The organism is Type-F symbiont of Plautia stali (genome assembly GCF_059731105.1).
This window is the reverse complement of the sequence record NZ_AP035909.1, coordinates 3,710,844-3,728,708: the sequence shown is the minus strand read 5'-3', so window position 1 is coordinate 3,728,708 and position 17,865 is coordinate 3,710,844. Positions and strand designations below refer to the sequence as shown.

General features: G+C 58.2%; 17 protein-coding genes. 8 read left to right on the top strand and 9 right to left on the bottom strand.

Translation table 11 applies throughout. The features are described 5' to 3' along the window. The first annotated feature begins 15 nt into the window (after positions 1 to 15). Entirely contained in the window at positions 16 to 1,017 is a 1,002-nt protein-coding gene (trpS, locus tag AC6I7A_RS17820) for a tryptophan--tRNA ligase (RefSeq protein WP_009087666.1), read from the top strand. Between the two features lie 56 nt (positions 1,018 to 1,073). Here trpS and cysG read toward each other — a convergent pair whose 3' ends face one another. From cysG to nirB, 3 genes are read right to left on the bottom strand one after another with little or no spacing between them, the layout of a single operon-like run. Further along, complete coding sequence (gene cysG, locus AC6I7A_RS17815) at positions 1,074 to 2,438, bottom strand: siroheme synthase CysG (protein WP_058957844.1); 1,365 nt, start codon at positions 2,436 to 2,438, stop codon at positions 1,074 to 1,076. A gap of 44 nt (positions 2,439 to 2,482) precedes the next feature. Next, positions 2,483 to 2,809, bottom strand: a complete 327-nt coding sequence (gene nirD, locus AC6I7A_RS17810) for a nitrite reductase small subunit NirD (RefSeq protein WP_058957843.1) — start codon at positions 2,807 to 2,809, stop codon at positions 2,483 to 2,485. After that, the gene (nirB, locus tag AC6I7A_RS17805) at positions 2,806 to 5,346 is read right to left on the bottom strand and encodes a nitrite reductase large subunit NirB (RefSeq protein WP_058957842.1); all 2,541 of its coding nucleotides are present in this window, start codon (positions 5,344 to 5,346) and stop codon (positions 2,806 to 2,808) included. The genes nirD and nirB overlap by 4 nt, the downstream gene beginning before the upstream one ends. A gap of 215 nt (positions 5,347 to 5,561) precedes the next feature. Here nirB and AC6I7A_RS17800 point away from each other — a divergent pair, with 215 nt between their 5' ends. Beyond that, a complete protein-coding gene (locus tag AC6I7A_RS17800) occupies positions 5,562 to 6,839 on the top strand; it encodes a cytosine deaminase (protein ID WP_082668207.1) in 1,278 nt (425 codons plus the stop codon). A gap of 35 nt (positions 6,840 to 6,874) precedes the next feature. Here AC6I7A_RS17800 and tsgA read toward each other — a convergent pair whose 3' ends face one another. Further along, complete coding sequence (gene tsgA, locus AC6I7A_RS17795) at positions 6,875 to 8,053, bottom strand: MFS transporter TsgA (RefSeq protein WP_046100712.1); 1,179 nt, start codon at positions 8,051 to 8,053, stop codon at positions 6,875 to 6,877. Between the two features lie 263 nt (positions 8,054 to 8,316). Here tsgA and ppiA point away from each other — a divergent pair, with 263 nt between their 5' ends. The 5 genes from ppiA (at position 8,317) to argD (ending at position 11,661) form a co-directional block, all read left to right on the top strand. Continuing rightward, the gene (gene ppiA, locus AC6I7A_RS17790; RefSeq protein WP_046100711.1) at positions 8,317 to 8,889 is read left to right on the top strand and encodes a peptidylprolyl isomerase A; all 573 of its coding nucleotides are present in this window, start codon (positions 8,317 to 8,319) and stop codon (positions 8,887 to 8,889) included. A gap of 99 nt (positions 8,890 to 8,988) precedes the next feature. After that, positions 8,989 to 9,159 carry a YhfG family protein gene (locus tag AC6I7A_RS17785; RefSeq protein WP_009087653.1) on the top strand — a complete coding sequence of 57 codons (171 nt, stop codon included), beginning with the start codon at positions 8,989 to 8,991 and terminating at the stop codon, positions 9,157 to 9,159. Beyond that, positions 9,149 to 9,742, top strand: coding sequence for a putative adenosine monophosphate-protein transferase Fic (locus AC6I7A_RS17780; RefSeq protein ID WP_058957840.1), 594 nt, complete (start codon positions 9,149 to 9,151; stop codon positions 9,740 to 9,742). The genes AC6I7A_RS17785 and AC6I7A_RS17780 overlap by 11 nt, the downstream gene beginning before the upstream one ends. Before the next feature lie 41 nt (positions 9,743 to 9,783). Continuing rightward, complete coding sequence (locus tag AC6I7A_RS17775) at positions 9,784 to 10,359, top strand: aminodeoxychorismate/anthranilate synthase component II (RefSeq protein WP_009087650.1); 576 nt, start codon at positions 9,784 to 9,786, stop codon at positions 10,357 to 10,359. A gap of 81 nt (positions 10,360 to 10,440) precedes the next feature. Then, positions 10,441 to 11,661 (top strand): bifunctional acetylornithine/succinyldiaminopimelate transaminase, encoded by a 1,221-nt coding sequence (argD, locus tag AC6I7A_RS17770; protein WP_058957839.1) that lies wholly within the window; start codon positions 10,441 to 10,443, stop codon positions 11,659 to 11,661. Here the strand turns inward: argD and AC6I7A_RS17765 are convergent. Together AC6I7A_RS17765 and crp are read right to left on the bottom strand one after the other, a co-directional pair. After that, the gene (locus AC6I7A_RS17765) at positions 11,651 to 13,738 is read right to left on the bottom strand and encodes a YccS/YhfK family putative transporter (protein ID WP_058957838.1); all 2,088 of its coding nucleotides are present in this window, start codon (positions 13,736 to 13,738) and stop codon (positions 11,651 to 11,653) included. The two genes, argD and AC6I7A_RS17765, sit on opposite strands and share 11 nt — an antisense overlap. Positions 13,739 to 13,795: 57 nt before the next feature. Next, a complete protein-coding gene (gene crp, locus AC6I7A_RS17760) occupies positions 13,796 to 14,428 on the bottom strand; it encodes a cAMP-activated global transcriptional regulator CRP (RefSeq protein ID WP_003852956.1) in 633 nt (210 codons plus the stop codon). 303 nt (positions 14,429 to 14,731) lie between these two features. On the opposite strand from crp, the gene AC6I7A_RS17755 reads away from it, so the two are divergent. Further along, positions 14,732 to 15,136, top strand: coding sequence for an OsmC family protein (locus tag AC6I7A_RS17755; protein ID WP_009087644.1), 405 nt, complete (start codon positions 14,732 to 14,734; stop codon positions 15,134 to 15,136). A 505-nt stretch (positions 15,137 to 15,641) separates the two neighbouring features. Here AC6I7A_RS17755 and AC6I7A_RS17750 read toward each other — a convergent pair. From AC6I7A_RS17750 to AC6I7A_RS17740, 3 genes are all read right to left on the bottom strand, one after another. Continuing rightward, entirely contained in the window at positions 15,642 to 16,511 is an 870-nt protein-coding gene (locus AC6I7A_RS17750; protein WP_009087643.1) for a phosphoribulokinase, read from the bottom strand. 61 nt (positions 16,512 to 16,572) lie between these two features. After that, entirely contained in the window at positions 16,573 to 16,791 is a 219-nt protein-coding gene (locus AC6I7A_RS17745; protein WP_009087640.1) for a YheU family protein, read from the bottom strand. 4 nt (positions 16,792 to 16,795) lie between these two features. After that, entirely contained in the window at positions 16,796 to 17,812 is a 1,017-nt protein-coding gene (locus AC6I7A_RS17740; RefSeq protein WP_046100708.1) for a hydrolase, read from the bottom strand. Positions 17,813 to 17,865: the final 53 nt, after the last annotated feature.

Sequence of the window (17,865 nt, the reverse complement as noted above, 5' to 3'; positions counted from 1 at the left end):
TATCAGGACTTAAGTATGAAACCCATCGTTTTCAGCGGCGCACAGCCGTCCGGCGAACTGACCATCGGCAACTATATGGGTGCGCTGCGTCAGTGGGTGCAGATGCAGGATGATTACCACTGCATTTACTGCATCGTTGATCTGCATGCTATCACCGTGCGTCAGGACCCTGCCGCACTGCGTAAAGCGACGCTGGACACGCTGGCGCTCTACCTTGCCTGCGGCATCGACCCGCAAAAAAGCACCATCTTTGTTCAGTCCCATGTGCCGGAGCATACGCAGCTGAGCTGGATCCTGAACTGCTACGCCTATTTCGGTGAGCTGAGCCGCATGACGCAGTTCAAGGATAAATCCGCACGCTACGAAGAGAACATCAATGCTGGTCTGTTCGACTATCCGGTGCTGATGGCGGCGGACATTCTGCTCTATCAGACCCATCAGGTGCCGGTCGGTGAAGATCAGAAACAGCATCTGGAGCTGAGCCGTGATATCGCGCATCGTTTCAATGCGCTGTATGGCGACATCTTCAAGGTGCCGGAGCCGTTCATTCCGAAGTCTGGCGCGCGCGTAATGTCGCTGCTGGAACCGACGAAGAAGATGTCCAAGTCTGACGACAACCGCAACAACGTGATCGGCCTGCTGGAAGATCCGAAAGCGGTGGTGAAGAAGATTAAACGCGCCGTCACCGACTCTGAAGAGCCACCAGTGGTGCGCTACGACGTGAAAGAGAAGGCGGGCGTCTCTAACCTACTGGATATTCTGTCGGGCGTTACCGGTCAGAGTATCGCCGAGCTTGAGCAGGCGTTTGAGGGCAAGATGTATGGCCATCTGAAAGGCGCGGTGGCGGATGCGGTGTCGGGCATGCTCTCTGAGCTGCAGGAGCGTTATCACACCTTCCGCAACGACGAAGCGCTGCTGGAGCAGGTGATGCGTGATGGCGCGGCGAAAGCACGCGCACAGGCGCAGGAAACCCTGAAGAAGGTGTATGAGGCGGTGGGCTTCGTTGCGATGCCGTAACGGCTGAGCAGTCAATGAAACGGCGGACATGATGTCCGCCGTTTTTATTTGTCGATTCAGAACCAGCGCAGCGTCTCGCGCAGACTGACCACGCTGCCAATGATCATCAGGCTGGGGCTGCTCACCTGACCGGCTAACGCTTCCAGCTCATTCAGTATTCCGGTCACCACGCGCTGACGCGTGCTGGTGCCGTTTTCCACCAGCGCCACCGGCATATCGCTGCGCATCCCATGTTTTATCAGTTGCTGCTGAATTTCTCCGGCCTGCGTCAGCCCCATGTAAAAGACCAGCGTCTGCTGTTCCGCCGCCAGCGTCTGCCAGGCGAGGGTGCCCGTTTTCTGCAGATGGCCGGTAACCAGCCTGACGCTCTGCGCATGATCGCGGTGGGTCAGGGGAATGCCGCTGTAGGCCGCGCAGCCTGATGCGGCGGTGATCCCCGGCACCACGCTGAAGGGGATCTGCTGCTGCGCCAGCGCCTCCAGCTCTTCGCCGCCCCGTCCAAAGATAAAGGGATCGCCCCCTTTCAGGCGTACCACCCGCTTTCCGCGCTGCGCCTGTTCGCAGAGCAGCTGATTAATCGACGCCTGCGGCACGCAGTGATGTCCGGCGCGTTTACCCACGAAGATACGCTCGGCATCGCGGCGCACCAGATTCAGGACCGCATCGGAGACCAGGCGGTCATAGACGATGACGTCCGCCTGCTGAATAAGCTGTAAGCCTTTCAGGGTCAGTAGTCCGGCATCGCCCGGCCCGGCACCGACCAGCGCCACCTCCCCCTGGCGGGCCGGATTGGCGTCAAAAAGCGCGTCAGCGATCTGCTCTGCACGCGGCCTGTCGCCGTTCGCCAGCGATTGCGCCAGTCGCTCGCTGTGAAAGAAGCGCTCCCAGAAGCGGCGGCGGGCACCTGGCGCGCCATACTGCTTTTTCACCCGCGCGCGCAGGTGACCGGCCAGCTGCGCCAGCTGGCCGAGATGTTGCGGCAGTCTCGCCTCCAGCTTCTCCCGCAGCAGGCGCGCCAGTACCGGTGCCCGTCCGCCGGACGACACCGCCACCATCAGCGGGGAACGATCGATGATCGATGGCACAATCGCGCTGGCCTGCTGCGGTGCATCCACCAGGTTACAGAAGATCTGCTGCCTTTCCGCCGCTTCCGCCACCTGCTGATTGACCGCGTTGTCGCTGGTGGCGGCCACCACCAGCCAGCAGCCGTTCAGCCAGTGCGGATCGAAATGTCCCGGCAGCAGCGTAAGCGCACGCTGCTGTGCCCACGCCCGGAAGGCGGGCGAAAAATCAGGAGCACCCACCCGGAGTTCGGCACCGGCTTCCAGCAGCAGGCGGGCTTTGCGCTCCGCCACATCACCCGCACCCACCAGCAGACAGCGCCGGCCCTGCAGGCGGCAGAAGAGTGGGAAGTAGTCCATCAGCGATCCTTAAAAAAGCCCGCCGGAGCGGGCTGTGAAGAGAGTTACAGGCAAACTTCGACCTGTCCGGCATTGACCCGCACCGGCCAGGCGGCCACGTTGCGCGAGGCATCCTCCATACAGACACCATCGCTGAGACGAAAACGCTGCTTTTTCAGCGGGCTGGCCACCCAGAGCGCATCCTGATGTTCCGCGATGATGCCGCGCGACAGCACACTGGCCCCGGCGAACGGGTCGATATTGCTGATGGCATAGAGCTGTTCATCACTGCGTGGACGGAAGATGGCGATCTGCTCGCCGTTGACCAGCGCACAGACGCCCGTGGCGGGCAGGATCTGCGTCAGCGCGCACACCGGATGCCACTGGCTCATGATTTCGTCTCCTCTGTCAGGGTGATGGCAATACGCTCATCGGCGCGGGCCGGACGGTGCTGGTCGCGTTCGGCCACCCGCTGTATGCCAGGGTCGCGCTGCGGCGAGTTGATAAAGTGGGCGAAGCGCGACAGGGACGGTTTCTCTTCCAGCGTGACTTTCCATTCGCAGCGGACAGTGGCGCGTAGCGCAGCCAGCTGCTGCTCCAGCTGGCTGTTGAGACCGAGCCGGTCATCCATGATTACCGAACGCAGATAGCCGATGCCGCCCTCCATGCTCTCCAGCCACAGCGAGGTGCGCTGCAGACGATCGGCAGTACGGATATAGAACATCATGAAGCGGTCAAGCGCGGCGATCAGGGTCTCCTGATCCAGATCGGCGGCCAGCAGGTCGCCATGCCGCGGCTTCATGCCGCCGTTGCCGCAGACGTAAAGGTTCCAGCCTTTTTCGGTGGCGATGATGCCGACATCTTTCCCCTGGGCTTCCGCGCACTCGCGGGTGCAGCCGGAGACGCCAAATTTCATCTTATGCGGGGTGCGGATGCCTTTGTAACGGTTCTCCAGCGTCACGCCCAGAGCGAGACTGTCGCCGACTCCATAGCGGCACCAGGCGCTGCCGACGCACGTTTTCGCCATTCGCAGTGCCTTAGCGTAGGCCTGGCCGGTTTCGAAGCCGGCGTCGATCAGCTGTGACCAGATGGCGGGCAGATCGTCTTTCTGCGCCCCGAAAAGGCCGATGCGCTGTGAGCCGGTGATTTTGGTGTAGAGCTGGTAGCGCCCGGCGATCTCACCTATCGCTTTCAGTCCCTGCGGCGTGATTTCCCCACCGGGGGAACGCGGGATCACGGAGTAGGTGCCATCCTTCTGAATATTGCCCAGGCAGAGATCATTGCTGTCCTGCAGCGGGGCGTGCTGGGGTTTGAGCACATACTCATTCCAGCAGGAGGCGAGCAGCGAACCCACCGTGGGCTTGCAGACTTCACAGCCGTAACCCTGGCCATAGCGGGCCAGCAGTTCATCAAAGGTTTTGATCTCTTCCACCTGAATCAAGTGATACAGCGCCTGACGGGAATACGCAAAATGGGCGCAAAGATGGTCGTTGACCGCAATCCCCTGGCGGCTGAGCTCACTGTTGAGCACCTGTGTGAGCAGCGGAATACAGCCGCCGCAGCCGGTGCCTGCACGGGTGGTGGTTTTCAGTGCAGCCACGGTGTGGCAGCCCGCCTGGACCGCCTGCACAATATCGCCTTTAGTGACGTCGAAGCAGGAACAGATTTGCGCGCTCTCCGGCAGAGAGTCGACGCCGATAGCCGGTTTTTCGCCGCTGCCTGTGGGCAGAATCAGTGCTTCCGGCTGGTCAGGCAGCGGAATCGCGTTCAGCACCAGCTGCAGCAGGTTGCCATAGTCGCGGGTGTCGCCCACCAGCACGGCCCCCAGCAGGGTTTTCTGATCCTCACTGAGAATCAGGCGTTTATAGATCGATTTGCCTTCGTCCAGCCAGACCACGCTGCGGGCGCCCGGTGTGGTGCCGCGCGTATCGCCAATCCCGCCGACATCGACCCCGAGCAGCTTGAGCTTCGCGCTCATGTCCGCGCCGGTAAAGGCATTGTCGCGGCCCAGCAGATGGTCGCTGGCGACCTGGGCCATTTTGTACCCCGGTGCCACCAGGCCATAGGTCCGGTTCTGCCAGGCGGCACACTCGCCGATCGCGTAGATGGCGGGGTCGCTGGTGCGACACTGGTCATCAATCGCGATGCCGCCGCGCGGCCCCAGCGTCAAGCCACACTGCTTCGCCAGCGCGTCCTGCGGACGGATACCGGTGGAGAAGACGATAAAATCGACCGCCAGCGTGCTGCCATCGGCAAACTGCAGCGTTTTGCCGCCCTGCGCATGATGCACAATCTGTTGGGTATTTTTGCCGGTGTGGACCCGTACACCCATCTCTTCGATCCTGCGACGGAGCTGCTCTCCGCCTTGCTGATCCAGCTGTTCTGCCATCAGCACGGGGGCAAATTCAATGACGTGGGTTTCTATGCCCAGATTTTTCAGGGCACCCGCCGCTTCCAGGCCCAGCAGACCCCCGCCAATCACCGCGCCACGTGTGCTGCGGCGTGAGCAGGCCTCAATCGCATCAAGATCCTCAAGAGTGCGGTAGACAAAGCAGTCGCTGCCGTCCGCTCCCTTAATCGGCGGGACCCAGGGATAAGAGCCGGTGGCAAAAATCAGCGTGTCGTAGCGGACCGTGCGACCGGTGCTGGAGTGGATCAGTTTCTCATCACGGTTAAGGGTGATGGCGCGCTCGCCCAGCAGCAGCGTGACCTGATGTTTCTCGTAATACCCTTTACGCACCAGCGAGAGTTCTTCTGCGGTGTGGTGGGAGAAGTAAGCCGAGAGGTGGACACGATCGTAGGCGACGCGCGGTTCTTCACAAAAGACGGTCAGCGAAAACTGGTCAGGTTCCGCTTTCTCCATTAACTCTTCTATGAAGCGGTGGCCGACCATGCCGTTACCGATAACGACGACATTGTGCTTGCTCATTTTTGCCTCAGATTTGCGATTTCTGCGGCTACAATAGCGCGCCCTTTCTGGCGCTTATTGATGTACATCAACCACCCGTCCATATACCTATTTAGGGTTAGGTGGTTGATTTTAATTGATTTTATCCGGAAGAGCTAACCCGCTGATAATCCGGTATTGCCGCCGGGACGACGATTCGTGCTAGTTTTAACCAAAACCCGGATAAGGAGCTGGCAATGCGGTCACCCAAGTGGATTAACAACGTGCGTTTACCCTGGCGGGAAGGTCTGTGGCAGATCGAAATTGCCGACGGCAGGATTGTCCGTCTGTCGGCCCAGCCCCAGCAGGCGACACCGGCCGATCAGTCACTGGACGGTGAGGGCGGTCTGGCCTGTGCGCCCTTTATTGAGCCACACATTCATCTGGATACCACCCAGACCGCGGGTCAGCCCGCGTGGAATCAGTCCGGCACCCTGTTTGAAGGCATAGAGCGCTGGGCGGAACGCAAGGCGATGCTCAGTCACGAGGATGTTAAACAGCGGGCGATGCAGACGCTGAAATGGCAAATCGCCAACGGCATCCAGTTTGTTCGCACCCACGTTGACGTCTCCGATCCCTCCCTGACGGCGCTCAAAGCGATGCTGGAGCTGAAGGCGGAGGTGGCCCCCTGGATAACCCTGCAGATCGTCGCCTTTCCGCAGGAGGGGATCCTCTCCTATCCCAACGGGGAGGCGCTGCTGGAGGAGGCGCTGCGGCTGGGTGCTGATGTGGTCGGGGCGATTCCGCACTATGAATTTACCCGCGAATATGGCGTGGAGTCGCTGCATAAGACCTTTGCGCTGGCGAACCGCTACGACCGGCTGATCGATGTTCACTGCGATGAGATCGATGATGAGCAGTCGCGCTTTGTGGAAACCGTGGCGGCGCTGGCCCAGCGCGACGGCAACGGCGCACGCGTGACCGCCAGCCACACCACCGCCATGCACTCCTATAACGGTGCCTACACTTCGCGGCTGTTCCGCCTGCTGAAGCTGTCGGGCATTAACTTTGTCGCGAACCCACTGGTCAATATTCACCTGCAGGGGCGTTTCGACACCTATCCTAAGCGGCGCGGCATTACGCGGGTGAAAGAGATGCTGGAGGCGGAGATCAACGTCTGCTTCGGCCACGACGACGTGTTTGATCCCTGGTATCCGCTCGGAACTGCCAGCATGCTGCAGGTGCTGCACATGGGCTTACATGTCTGTCAGCTGATGGGCTACGAGCAGATTGATGCGGGGCTGGATCTGATTACGCATAACAGCGCGAAGACGATGCAGCTTGCAGGCTATGGCATTCAGAGCGGCAACGAGGCGAGCCTGATCATTCTGCCGGCTGAGAGTGGCTTTGATGCGGTGAGAAGGCAGGTTCCGGTGCGCTACTCGGTGCGGCGTGGTGTGGTGGTGGCGGAGACAAAACCGGCGGAAAGTGAAATTTACTGGCGGGAGCGGGAGCGCGTAGATTTCCGGCGTTAACGAGCAGGGCGGCGATGAATCGCCGCCCTGAAGCATTAATGCGTGATGTGACCGTGCGTACGATGACGGCTGACAAAGCCGAGCAGCGCACACATGACAAACACCACCGCGTAAAGGGCGTTGGCGGTCGCCAGTGCCGTGTGCACTCCGCTTTTCTCAACGATAGGCGCCGTCACCACAAAGGTCAGCATGGTGCCGACGGTGCCACAGGTCAGGATAAAGTTCACCAGCTTCGGTGAGGCGACTTTGGTCTGCAGCGAGCCCAGCGTGATGATGGTGGTGTAGATCGCACTGGAGCTGAAGCCAAGAATCATGATGATCCATTTCAGCATGCCGGCATCGTTGCTGCTGACGAACCAGTACATCAGCACCGTGGCCAGACCCGCCAGCACCATCAGAATGCGCTGCAGGTCGAAGAAGCGCAGCAGGAAGCTGAAGACCCACATGCCGACCATATAGGCTGTCCAGAAGCTGCCCACCAGCTGTCCGGCATCATTGATGTTCATGCCCATGACTTTGGTGGCATATTCCGGCACCCAGGAGATGAAGCCAAGCTGGCCGAGAATGTAGCAGAGAGCCGCCACTGCCAGCAGCAGCACGCCCAGACCCCATTTCTCTTTTTCCACCGTCGGGCTGTTTTCAGGCTTGCGCAACACCGGGAACTCCACACACAGCGTCATGATGAAGATTGCGACGTAGATGAAGCCGATGCAGACGTAGACCCAGTACCACGGCAGCTGACGCGCCAGCAGGATCCCGGCCAGTACCGGAAACAGCGTGCCCGCCATGCTGAAGAAGGAGTCCGTGAAGAGCAGGCGGGAACCACGCTGACGACCCTCATACAGATGGGTGATCAGGAAGGTGCCGATCGACATGGTAATGCCGCTGACCACGCCCAGCACAAACATACAGAGCGAGAAGATGGTCAGATCGCGGCTGGTCATCAATCCGACGATCGCCAGGACCATCAGAACGAAGCCGAAAATCAGCTGGCGCTTCAGGGGCACAATCACCATCAGCCAGGCATTCAGGAAGACCGCAGCCAGAATGCCGCTGTTGAGGAAGGTGAAGGTGTTACTCATGCTGGAGACAGGGATCTGGAAATCTTTTGCGATATCGCCCATTACCATGCCGGTAACGATTACCAGTGCGCCCGTCAGCGCATAGGAGAAAAAGCTTATCCAGGTAAGGCCAATACGATTTCGGTTTGTCATGTTCTGAACCTGTTAGGGACCGGGTGCCAAAAAGTGTCAGAAAGTGTAAACGGAACTGTGATCTTAATAAACAAGCAGTGAAACTACAGATCCAAATTTCATGTGTTGTGTGATTTTAATCACGTAATTGCTGAGGGTTAACGTTTGCGTCTCGCTTTTGCGCAGGCAGCGTAAATATAGGTAAAACGCTGGCTCTTGTATTCCATGCTCTTTACACTTAATCACTTTTTTCGATCCCCACTCTCCAGGGTAAGGAACCTTTCATGTTCAAACGTACTTTAACAGCGGCCATTACCCTGTTAGCGCTCTCATCTGTTTCCGCCCAGGCGCTGGCCGCAAAAGGCGACACGCACGTTCTGCTTACCACCTCCGCCGGTAATATCGAACTCGAACTGAATAACCAGAAAGCGCCGGTTTCCGTAAAAAACTTCGTTGATTACGTTAACAGCGGTTTTTACAACAACACCATTTTTCATCGCGTGATCCCGGGCTTTATGGTGCAGGGCGGCGGTTTCACCACCGATATGCAGCAGAAGCAGACCAACGCGCCGATCAAAAATGAAGCCGATAATGGCCTGCGCAACCTGCGTGGCACCATCTCGATGGCGCGTACTGCGGATAAAGACAGCGCAACCAGCCAGTTCTTCCTCAACGTGGCGGATAACGCCTTCCTTGACCATGGACAGCGCGATTTTGGCTACGCCGTTTTCGGTAAGATTGTGAAAGGCCAGGATGTGGTTGAAAAAATTTCTCAGGTGCCGACCAAAGATGTTGGCCCTTACCAGAATGTCCCGTCTAAACCGGTCGTTATCCTCTCCGCGAAAGTCCTGCCTTAACGCCTTTTGTCGCCATCTGCGGATGGCGATCGCCCGCCGCCTCCGGCAAAGCCAGAATTTGCTCTTATACTTAGGGCAAAAACCTGAGCAGGAGGCGGCATGGCGAACAAACTCACCGAAAAACAGAAGGTCACACTGTGGCAACAGCGGCGCAGCGCCAGCTATCAGGCCAGCTGTCGGCTGGAGGGCTTCACACCGAATGAGATCAGCGTGAAGAGTGACGATGCGGAAACGCGTCTGGCGTCACTGAGGAGGCAATATGGACTCTAACAGCGCCGTCAGCCAGGACCCCTACCTGTGGCAGCACGACAATGTGCTGAAAAATCTGGCCGAAATCCACGATGCCGCCCAGTTGCGTAAGGCGGAGCTGAGCTTCAGTGCGGCGCGTCTCGCCACGCTGGAACTGGGGCCCCGCAACCCCGGTTTGCCCTGGCTGCGTCAGATTCACCGCACCCTGTTCCAGGATCTCTACAGCTGGGCCGGTGAACTGCGCACCATCGATATCTGGCGCGATGAGACGCCGTTCTGTCATTTCGAATATATCGAAAAAGAGGGCAACGCCCTGATGGCCGCGCTGGAAGAGGAGAAGGGACTGGCTTACCTCCCGCGTGACGCCTTTATCCCGCGTATCGCCCACTACTATTGTGAAATCAACATGCTGCATCCGTTCCGCCATGGCAACGGACGGGCCCAGCGCATCTTCTTCGAACAGCTGGCGCTGCATGCCGGATATCTGCTGACGTGGGAAGAGACCGATGCGGAGAGCTGGAAAGCGGCTAATCAGGCTGGTGTGGCGGGCGATCTGGCTCCGCTGGAGGCGGTTTTTGCGAAAGTGGTGAGTGAGGCGGCTTAACCACGTAGAATAGCGGCGCGGTTTATCATTCTGGATCAGTCATGCTGCTGCTTATCGACAACTACGACTCCTTTACCTGGAATCTTTATCAATATTTCTGCGAACTGGATGCGCAGGTTAAGGTGGTGCGCAATGACGCCATCACGCTGGAGCAGATGGCTGCCTTACCGCTGACCCATCTGGTGATCTCCCCCGGCCCCTGTACGCCTTCGGAGTCGGGGATCTCACTGGCGGCCATCCGCCACTTTGCCGGGCAGCTGCCGGTGCTGGGCGTTTGTCTGGGTCATCAGGCTATCGCGCAGGCGTATGGTGCGCAGGTGGTGCGCGCCCGTCAGGTGATGCACGGCAAAACCTCCGCCATTCAGCACACCGGCAAAGGTGTGTTCCGCAATCTCAACAATCCCCTGACGGTCACCCGTTACCATTCGCTGATCGTGCAGCGCGAGACGCTGCCCGATGCGTTCGAGGTCACCGCCTGGAGTCTGCGCGACGGTGAGCCCGACGAGATCATGGGTTTCCGTCATAAAACGCTGGCGCTGGAAGGCGTGCAGTTTCATCCCGAGAGCATTCTCAGCGAGCAGGGTCATCAGCTGCTGCGCAATTTCCTGACGCAATAAGTTGCCTTTGAGTGATTTTTTATGCATATTTTGTGATTATTATTTCAATGTTGCACAACTATCATTCAAATGGGGTCATCAATGGCGGCGGAAAAAATTGCGGTTACCCGGGAGACGTTCGATAACGTTATTTTGCCTGTTTATGCACCTGCGCAGTTTGTGCCGGTAAAAGGCAAAGGCAGTCGTGTGTGGGATCAACAGGGCAAAGAGTATATCGATTTCTCCGGCGGGATCGCCGTCACTGCACTGGGCCACTGCCATCCGGCGCTGGTGGAGGCGCTGAAAAGCCAGGGCGAAACCCTGTGGCACACCAGCAACGTTTTCACCAACGAACCGGCCCTGCGCCTGGCCAGTAAGCTGATCCAGTCCACCTTTGCGGAGCGCGTTTTCTTTGCCAACTCCGGTGCCGAAGCGAACGAAGCCGCCTTTAAGCTGGCGCGTTACTACGCCTGCAAACGTCACAGCCCTTTCAAGAGTAAGATCATCGCCTTTCATAACGCCTTCCATGGGCGGACGCTGTTTACCGTCACGGTTGGCGGTCAGCCAAAATATTCAGACGGCTTCGGCCCGAAACCGGCGGACATCGTGCATGTGCCGTTCAACGACCTGGAGGCGGTAAAAGCGGTTATCGACGATCACACCTGTGCCATCGTGGTGGAACCGATTCAGGGCGAAGGCGGCGTGATGCCCGCGACGCAGGCCTTTATGCAGGGACTGCGTGAGCTGTGCGATAAGCATCAGGCGCTGCTGGTGCTGGACGAAGTGCAGAGCGGTATGGGCCGCAGCGGCAAGCTGTTCGCCTATGAGCACTATGGTGTTCAGCCCGATATCCTGACCTCAGCCAAAGCGCTGGGCGGCGGTTTCCCGGTCAGCGCCATGCTGACCACTAATGAGATCGCCTCGACGATGGCGCCAGGCGTGCATGGCACTACCTACGGCGGCAACCCGCTGGCCTGTGCCATTGCCGAAACCGCTCTCGATATCATCAATACGCCAGAGGTGCTGTCAGGCGTTGAGGCGCGTCGTCAGCACTTTGTGACCGCCTTACAGGCTATCGATGCGAAGTATGATCTGTTCAGCGATATTCGCGGCAAGGGGCTGCTGATTGGCGCGGCGCTGAAACCGCAGCATGCCGGACGGTCGCGCGACATTCTCAATGCCGCGGCCGCTGAAGGCGTGATGGTACTGGTCGCCGGCACCGACGTGATGCGTTTTGCCCCGTCGCTGATCATCGAGCCTGCTGACATCGAAGAGGGCATGAGCCGCTTTGCCACGGCTGTCGGCAAAGTGCTCAACGGCTAGCGGATTTTTTCCGTAAGTGTCTGATCAGCCAGCGGCCATGTTGTGGTCGCTGGCTCCACGCCAGCGAGGAGATGGTGTGCATGACGCTGAGATGATCGAGAATGCGTCGCACATGCTGCTCCACCACCGTTACCGGTCCTTCACTGATATTCCGCAGCTCATCCAGCAGATTAACCTGCGAACTGGCACCCTCATATTCCAGCCGCTGCTGACAGCGTTGCAGCGCGATCTCACAGGATTGCAGGTAACGTTCCGCCAGCGAGGGGGTCAGCATGGTGTGCTCACGCGCCAGAATGGTCATCGCATTGATGTGCTCGACGATAAACTGGCTGTGCGTGACCCAGAGCCGCATATCTTTCAGATACTGGGCGTTGAAACCCGGCTCCTGCATCGCCTGATTCAGCGAGTTAAACAGCGCATTGTGCGCCTGATTCACCTGCACGCGCTGATAAGCCAGCTTGCCGGGTGCCTGTTCCTCTCCCAGCAGGAGGCGCAGCGCATCCTGATAGGTTTCCAGCGCGTCATGGGCATTTTGCCGCAGTAAGCCACTCTGCCACTGCGGCCAGAGCCAGATCATGCCGCCAAAGGCGATCAGGCAGCCCATCAGCGTATCCATCAGTCGCGGCAGCAGAAACTGCGCGCCATTCAGTGAGAGGAGCTGCAGCGAGTAAACCGCGGTGACCGTAAAGCCAATCATCGACCAGCCATAAAACTGACGGGTGAAGCGATAGCTGATAAAGGTAATCGCCAGCATCACCAGCAGGACGACAGGTTCCGGCACCGCCAGACGCAGTGTGGCCGCCGCGACCACCAGACCGGCAAAGGTGCCGAGCGCACGGTGCTGGATACGGACGCGGGTGGCGCTGTAGCCGTTCTGGCTGACGAACATGATCGTCATCAGAATCCAGTAGGGCTTAGGGATGTTGAAGAAGAGCGCCAGCGCGCTGCCCAGCATCAGCATGACCGCAAAGCGACCGGCAGTGCGCAGCGCTGAGGAGCGAAATGAGAGGTAGCTGCGCAGCGCCGGGAGCAGCGGCAGACGGCGCTGGCGGTCAGCCATCAGGTCGCGCTGGTAAAGCGGTTTCTGGGTGCGCAGCACCCGCGCAATGCGGTTGAAGTGATAAAGGCAGAAGTGGCCCACCGGATTGTCGGGATGCTGACGGGCGATCTTCTCCAGCGCGCCAAGCTGTTTATCCATCGCAAAACGATCGGCTAACTGGTGGTAGAGAATGGTATCGGCCAGCACCCGCAGCCGGGCTGAGATGGTTTTGGCGTTCCAGCGGATCACCGCTTCAGCATGGCTCTGCTCAACCAGTTTCTGCACCTCTTCCGGCCGGTGCAGGCTGACCGAGATGTGCTCCTGCAGATCCAGCGCCACCTGAAAGGCGCGCGTCAGCCGTTTATGGCTATTGTCGCGGCTCGCCGACAGCATATGCATCTGCTGATAACAGGTGTTGATCAAATCGACCACTTTCTGCTGCCGAGCCAGCAGCGGTGGCAGGGCCTTCTCCGGATCGGTCAGCTGCGTCAGCAGGGTATATTTGGCGTCGCAGTAGTTCGCCAGCTCGCGGTAGATCAGGCTCAGGCTTTCGCGCATCGGCTGCTCTTTCCACAGCCAGAACCAGAACCAGTTAAACACGCCATACCAGAGGGTACCGCCGATATAGAGCAGCGGTGGCACATAGATGGGCATGCGGCCCGTCAGGCTCAGGGTAAAAATAGCGGCGATGAGGGTGCCGGAGAGCAGGCGGCCATGCAGCGGGCTGATCTCCCCGGTGACACCCAGCAACAGGGGCATCGCAAACAGGATCAGCGGCAGCGGAACCGCATGCAGGGTAAGCCACTGGATCAGGAAGCTGCCAAGCGCAAACAGGCTGCCGCCCACAATCAGACGTTTGAAGAAGCGTTTATGCGGGGTATCGAGACCGGCAATGTTGCAGCAGGCGGGGACTAACGAGAACAGCAGACCTTTTTGCAGGTCGCCAGCCAGCCAGCCCAGCGCGACCGGCAGGCAGAGCACCAGCGTTTGCCGCAGGGCATAGTTCACTTCAGGGTGATAAATAATTCGACGCCACATCGGCTCAGCACAAACAATAACGGCGTGATGCGAACATCACGCCGTGGATGACAGGAATTAGCGGGTGCCGTAAACGACGATGGTTTTGCCGTGTGCAGAGATCAGGTTCTGATCTTCCAGCATCTTCAGAATACGGCCCACGGTTTCGCGTGAACAACCTACAATCTGGCCAATTTCCTGACGGGTAATTTTAATTTGCATGCCGTCGGGATGCGTCATGGCATCTGGCTGTTTCGCCAGATTAAGCAGAGTCTGTGCAATGCGTCCGGTCACGTCGAGGAAAGCGAGGTTACCCACTTTTTCTGACGTCACCTGCAGGCGACGCGCCATCTGCGATGAGAGTCGCATCAGGATGTCAGGGTTCACCTGAATCAGCTGGCGGAATTTCTTGTAGGAGATCTCCGCCACTTCGCACGCGCTTTTAGCACGAACCCAGGCGCTGCGCTCCTGACCTTCTTCAAACAGGCCAAGCTCGCCGATGAAATCCCCCTGATTCAGGTAGGAAAGAATCATCTCTTTGCCTTCTTCATCTTTAATCAGAACCGCGACGGAACCTTTCACGATGTAGTAAAGCGTTTCAGCTTTTTCACCTTGGTGAATCAGCGTACTTTTGGATGGATACTTGTGAATATGGCAATGGGACAGGAACCATTCGAGTGTAGGGTCTGTTTGCGGTTTGCCGAGAACCATTCGCTATTATCCTCTGTTGTAATCGTGCCCAAAATACAGGGGGCAGTTTTCCCTGTCAGGCGGTGAAAGCTTCAAGCGTTTCCTTTTCAGGAAATTATTCGGGCCGCATCAGGCGCAGTGCGCATCATTCTTCCCGGCTTCGCCATCGGGTGACGAAAAATATTTTCAGCTCTGTTTGTAGCACAGCTTTTGCCGACTGTCTTCTGTTGTCTCGCTTCAGCTAAGGGCGGATTTCTCTGGATTGCTGTTTATCAGGCGAAAGCGTACTCTGGCGACAAAACAGCGTATTCCGGAGCAAAAATCATGCAGGCAAGAGTGAAATGGGTAGAAGGGATGACATTCCTTGGTGAGTCATCCTCCGGCCATCAGATCCTGATGGATGGCAATTCAGGGGATAAAGCGCCCAGCCCAATGGAGATGGTGCTGATGGCGGCGGGCGGATGCAGCGCGATCGATGTGGTATCAATTCTGCAAAAAGGCCGCAACGATGTGGCTGATTGTGAAGTAAAACTGACCTCAGAACGTCGTGAAGAGGCGCCGCGAATCTTTACGCACATCAACCTGCATTTTATCGTGAGTGGCAAAGCACTCCAGGATAAAGCGGTCTCACGCGCGGTGGATCTTTCTGCTGAAAAATATTGCTCGGTCGCGATCATGCTGGGGAAAGGTGTGACGATGACGCACAGCTATGAGGTGGTTGAGCTGTAATAGCCGCAGGTTTTTTTAAAGTTGCTGGCAGTCCGGTGTGAGGCCGTGCCTGCGCAGGAAACCGGGTCAGATCGGAAAGTCGCTTGAGCCAATCCATGGCCGCTCGGCCCGCGCGATTACGCACCTCATCCCTGAGGTGCGCCCGTAGCCGGGCCAACACGTTGCGTTGTTCAAAAACGCTCCCGGCGTTTTTATCCGGGCGGCGGGACGCTTTCCTCTTCTGACCCGGTTCCCTGCATGATGAGCTTTCGTGTTGCTGTCAGATTCTTTGTATGCAGGTTTTGTTTGTAGCGGCCTTACTGAAACCGGATGCGGCTACCGGACATGAAGCGAAGGGAGCATACGCCTGTAGCAAAGCATAGCGGGCCAGGAATGGCGGTTTTGCGTCTTTACGAAAGGCGTATTCTCCCTGAAGCCTGCTCAGCAGTAAGCCTTTATCCGCAGAAAAACCGGTTTTACATTTTTGCGAAAGGCATCTGCTCTCTGAGGGTTTTTTGCTGACCCCTTACTCTATCCGTTTACCTTCCATCAGCCGCTTCACCAGCGGCCCCATGATCAGCTCCATCGCCAGACCCATTTTGCCGCCGGGCACCACCAGCGTATTGATATGCGAGATAAACGACCCCTGCAGCATCGCCAGCAGATAGGGAAAGTCGATATCCTCCAGTCCCTGGAAGTGGATCACCACAAAGCTCTCATCCAGTGACGGGATAGCGCGGGCGGCAAACGGGTTCGAAGTATCCACGGTCGGGACGCGCTGAAAGTTAATATGGGTGCGGGAGAACTGAGGCGTAATGAAGTTGATGTAATCCTCCATCGACCGCACCACCGAATCCATCACTGCTTCGCGTGAGTGGCCGCGCTCGCTGGTATCCCGCACCAGCTTCTGAATCCATTCAAGGTTAACAATCGGCACCACGCCCACCAGCAGATCCACCTGTTCTGCGACGTTATGCTGCGCGGTAACCACGCCGCCATGCAGGCCTTCATAGAACAGAATATCGGTGTCCTGCGGCAGCGGCTGCCACGGCGTAAAGGTGCCAGGCACCTGATTCCACGGCACCGCCTCATCATAGGTGTGCAGATATTTACGCGACTGGCCCTGTCCGCTTTGACCATACTCTTTGAAACTCTGCTCCAGCAGGCCAAAGTCGTTGGCCTCCGGGCCGAAATAGCTGACGTGACGTCCTAAATCGCGCGCTTTACGAATCGCCATATCCATTTCAGGACGGGTAAAGCGGTGAAAGCTGTCGCCTTCCAGCTCCGCCGCATGCAGATTTAGCTGCTGGAAGATTTTGCGAAACGCGAGGCTGGTGGTAGTGGTTCCTGCGCCGCTGGAACCGGTCACCGCGATAATGGGATGACGAGCAGACATAGAAAAGCTCCCTGTGTGGTCGGGCAATGAGCATTGTTATCATGAAATGCCCGCCGGTGCATCAGCCGCGAAATTCTTTGCGCGGCATAATATTGACCGACTCATGCAGTTCCGACCATACCAGCACCACTTCGCCAGACTCCAGCTGCCGACGCACATCCGCGACCTTGTCGACCAGGCTGCGCTCCTGTTCGCCATAGTCGGTGCCTTCGCGCAGCACAAACGTTTCAATCAGGTTTTCGAGGGTCTCCGGGGAGACCTGTTGCCAGGGAATAATCACGCGATCAGTTATCCAGAATAGGGGCGATCCACTGGGGGATGCGCTGTTCCAGCCACATTTCGGGCTGACGTAACGTTCCACCGACAAAGCCGACGTGGCCGCCGTGTGGGCTCAGTTGATAAGTAATAGTGGCAGATAATTGGCTGCTGTGCGGGATCACCTCATCGCTCATAAAGGGATCGTCTTTCGCATGGATGATCAGCAGCGGTGTTTCGACCTGCTTCAGCCACGGCATGGCGCTGGCACGCTGATAGTAGTCGGTCGCATCCGCAAACCCGTGGGCACGGGCGGTGATGGCGTCATCAAAATCGCGCAGTCGCCGCAGGGCTTTCAGCTGCGCCAGGTTGACCGGCAGCGTATCCGGCCAGGCGTGTAGCTTGCGGCGGGCATTTTTCTTCAGTTGCGCCAGCAGATAGTACTGATAGACGCGGGAAAAGCCGCGCTCCAGTCTCAGGCTGCAGGGTTCCAGCTGCAGCGGGGCGGAGACGATCACGCCCGCATCAACCCCGGCGTCTGCACCCTGCTGACCCAGCAGGCAGCCCAGCATATTGCCGCCCAGCGAGAAACCCACGGCGGCGGTGGGCACGCGTCCCCAGCGGCGGTGCAGCCACTGCAGGAAAAAGCGGGCATCGTCAGTCTCGCCGGAGTGATAGATCCGGTTCAGCCGGTTAGGCTCGCCGCTGCAGCCGCGAAAATGCATCACCACCGCCAGCCAGCCGCGCGCACGGCAGATTGCCATCAGGCCATGGATATAGGGGCTGTGAAAACTCCCCTCCAGACCGTGAAACAGCACCACACGCGGTTTATGCTGCGCCGTGTGCGGATCTTCGCTCCAGGCGAGGTCGACAAAATCGCCATCCGGCAGATCGAGACGCTGCCAGTGGGGCTGGAGAGTGACATGGCGCCGCAACAGGCGCGGCAGCACGGTCTGCAGATGCGCATTACGCAGTGAGCCCGGCGGGATAAAGCGCTCATTTCCGGGTCCGGTAAATTTCATGGGGTAAAAGCTTGTCTGTTCCATATCACACTGTTAGCTTCGAAAGGTTTTTTCTTGCAGGGGTAAGGAGTACCCGA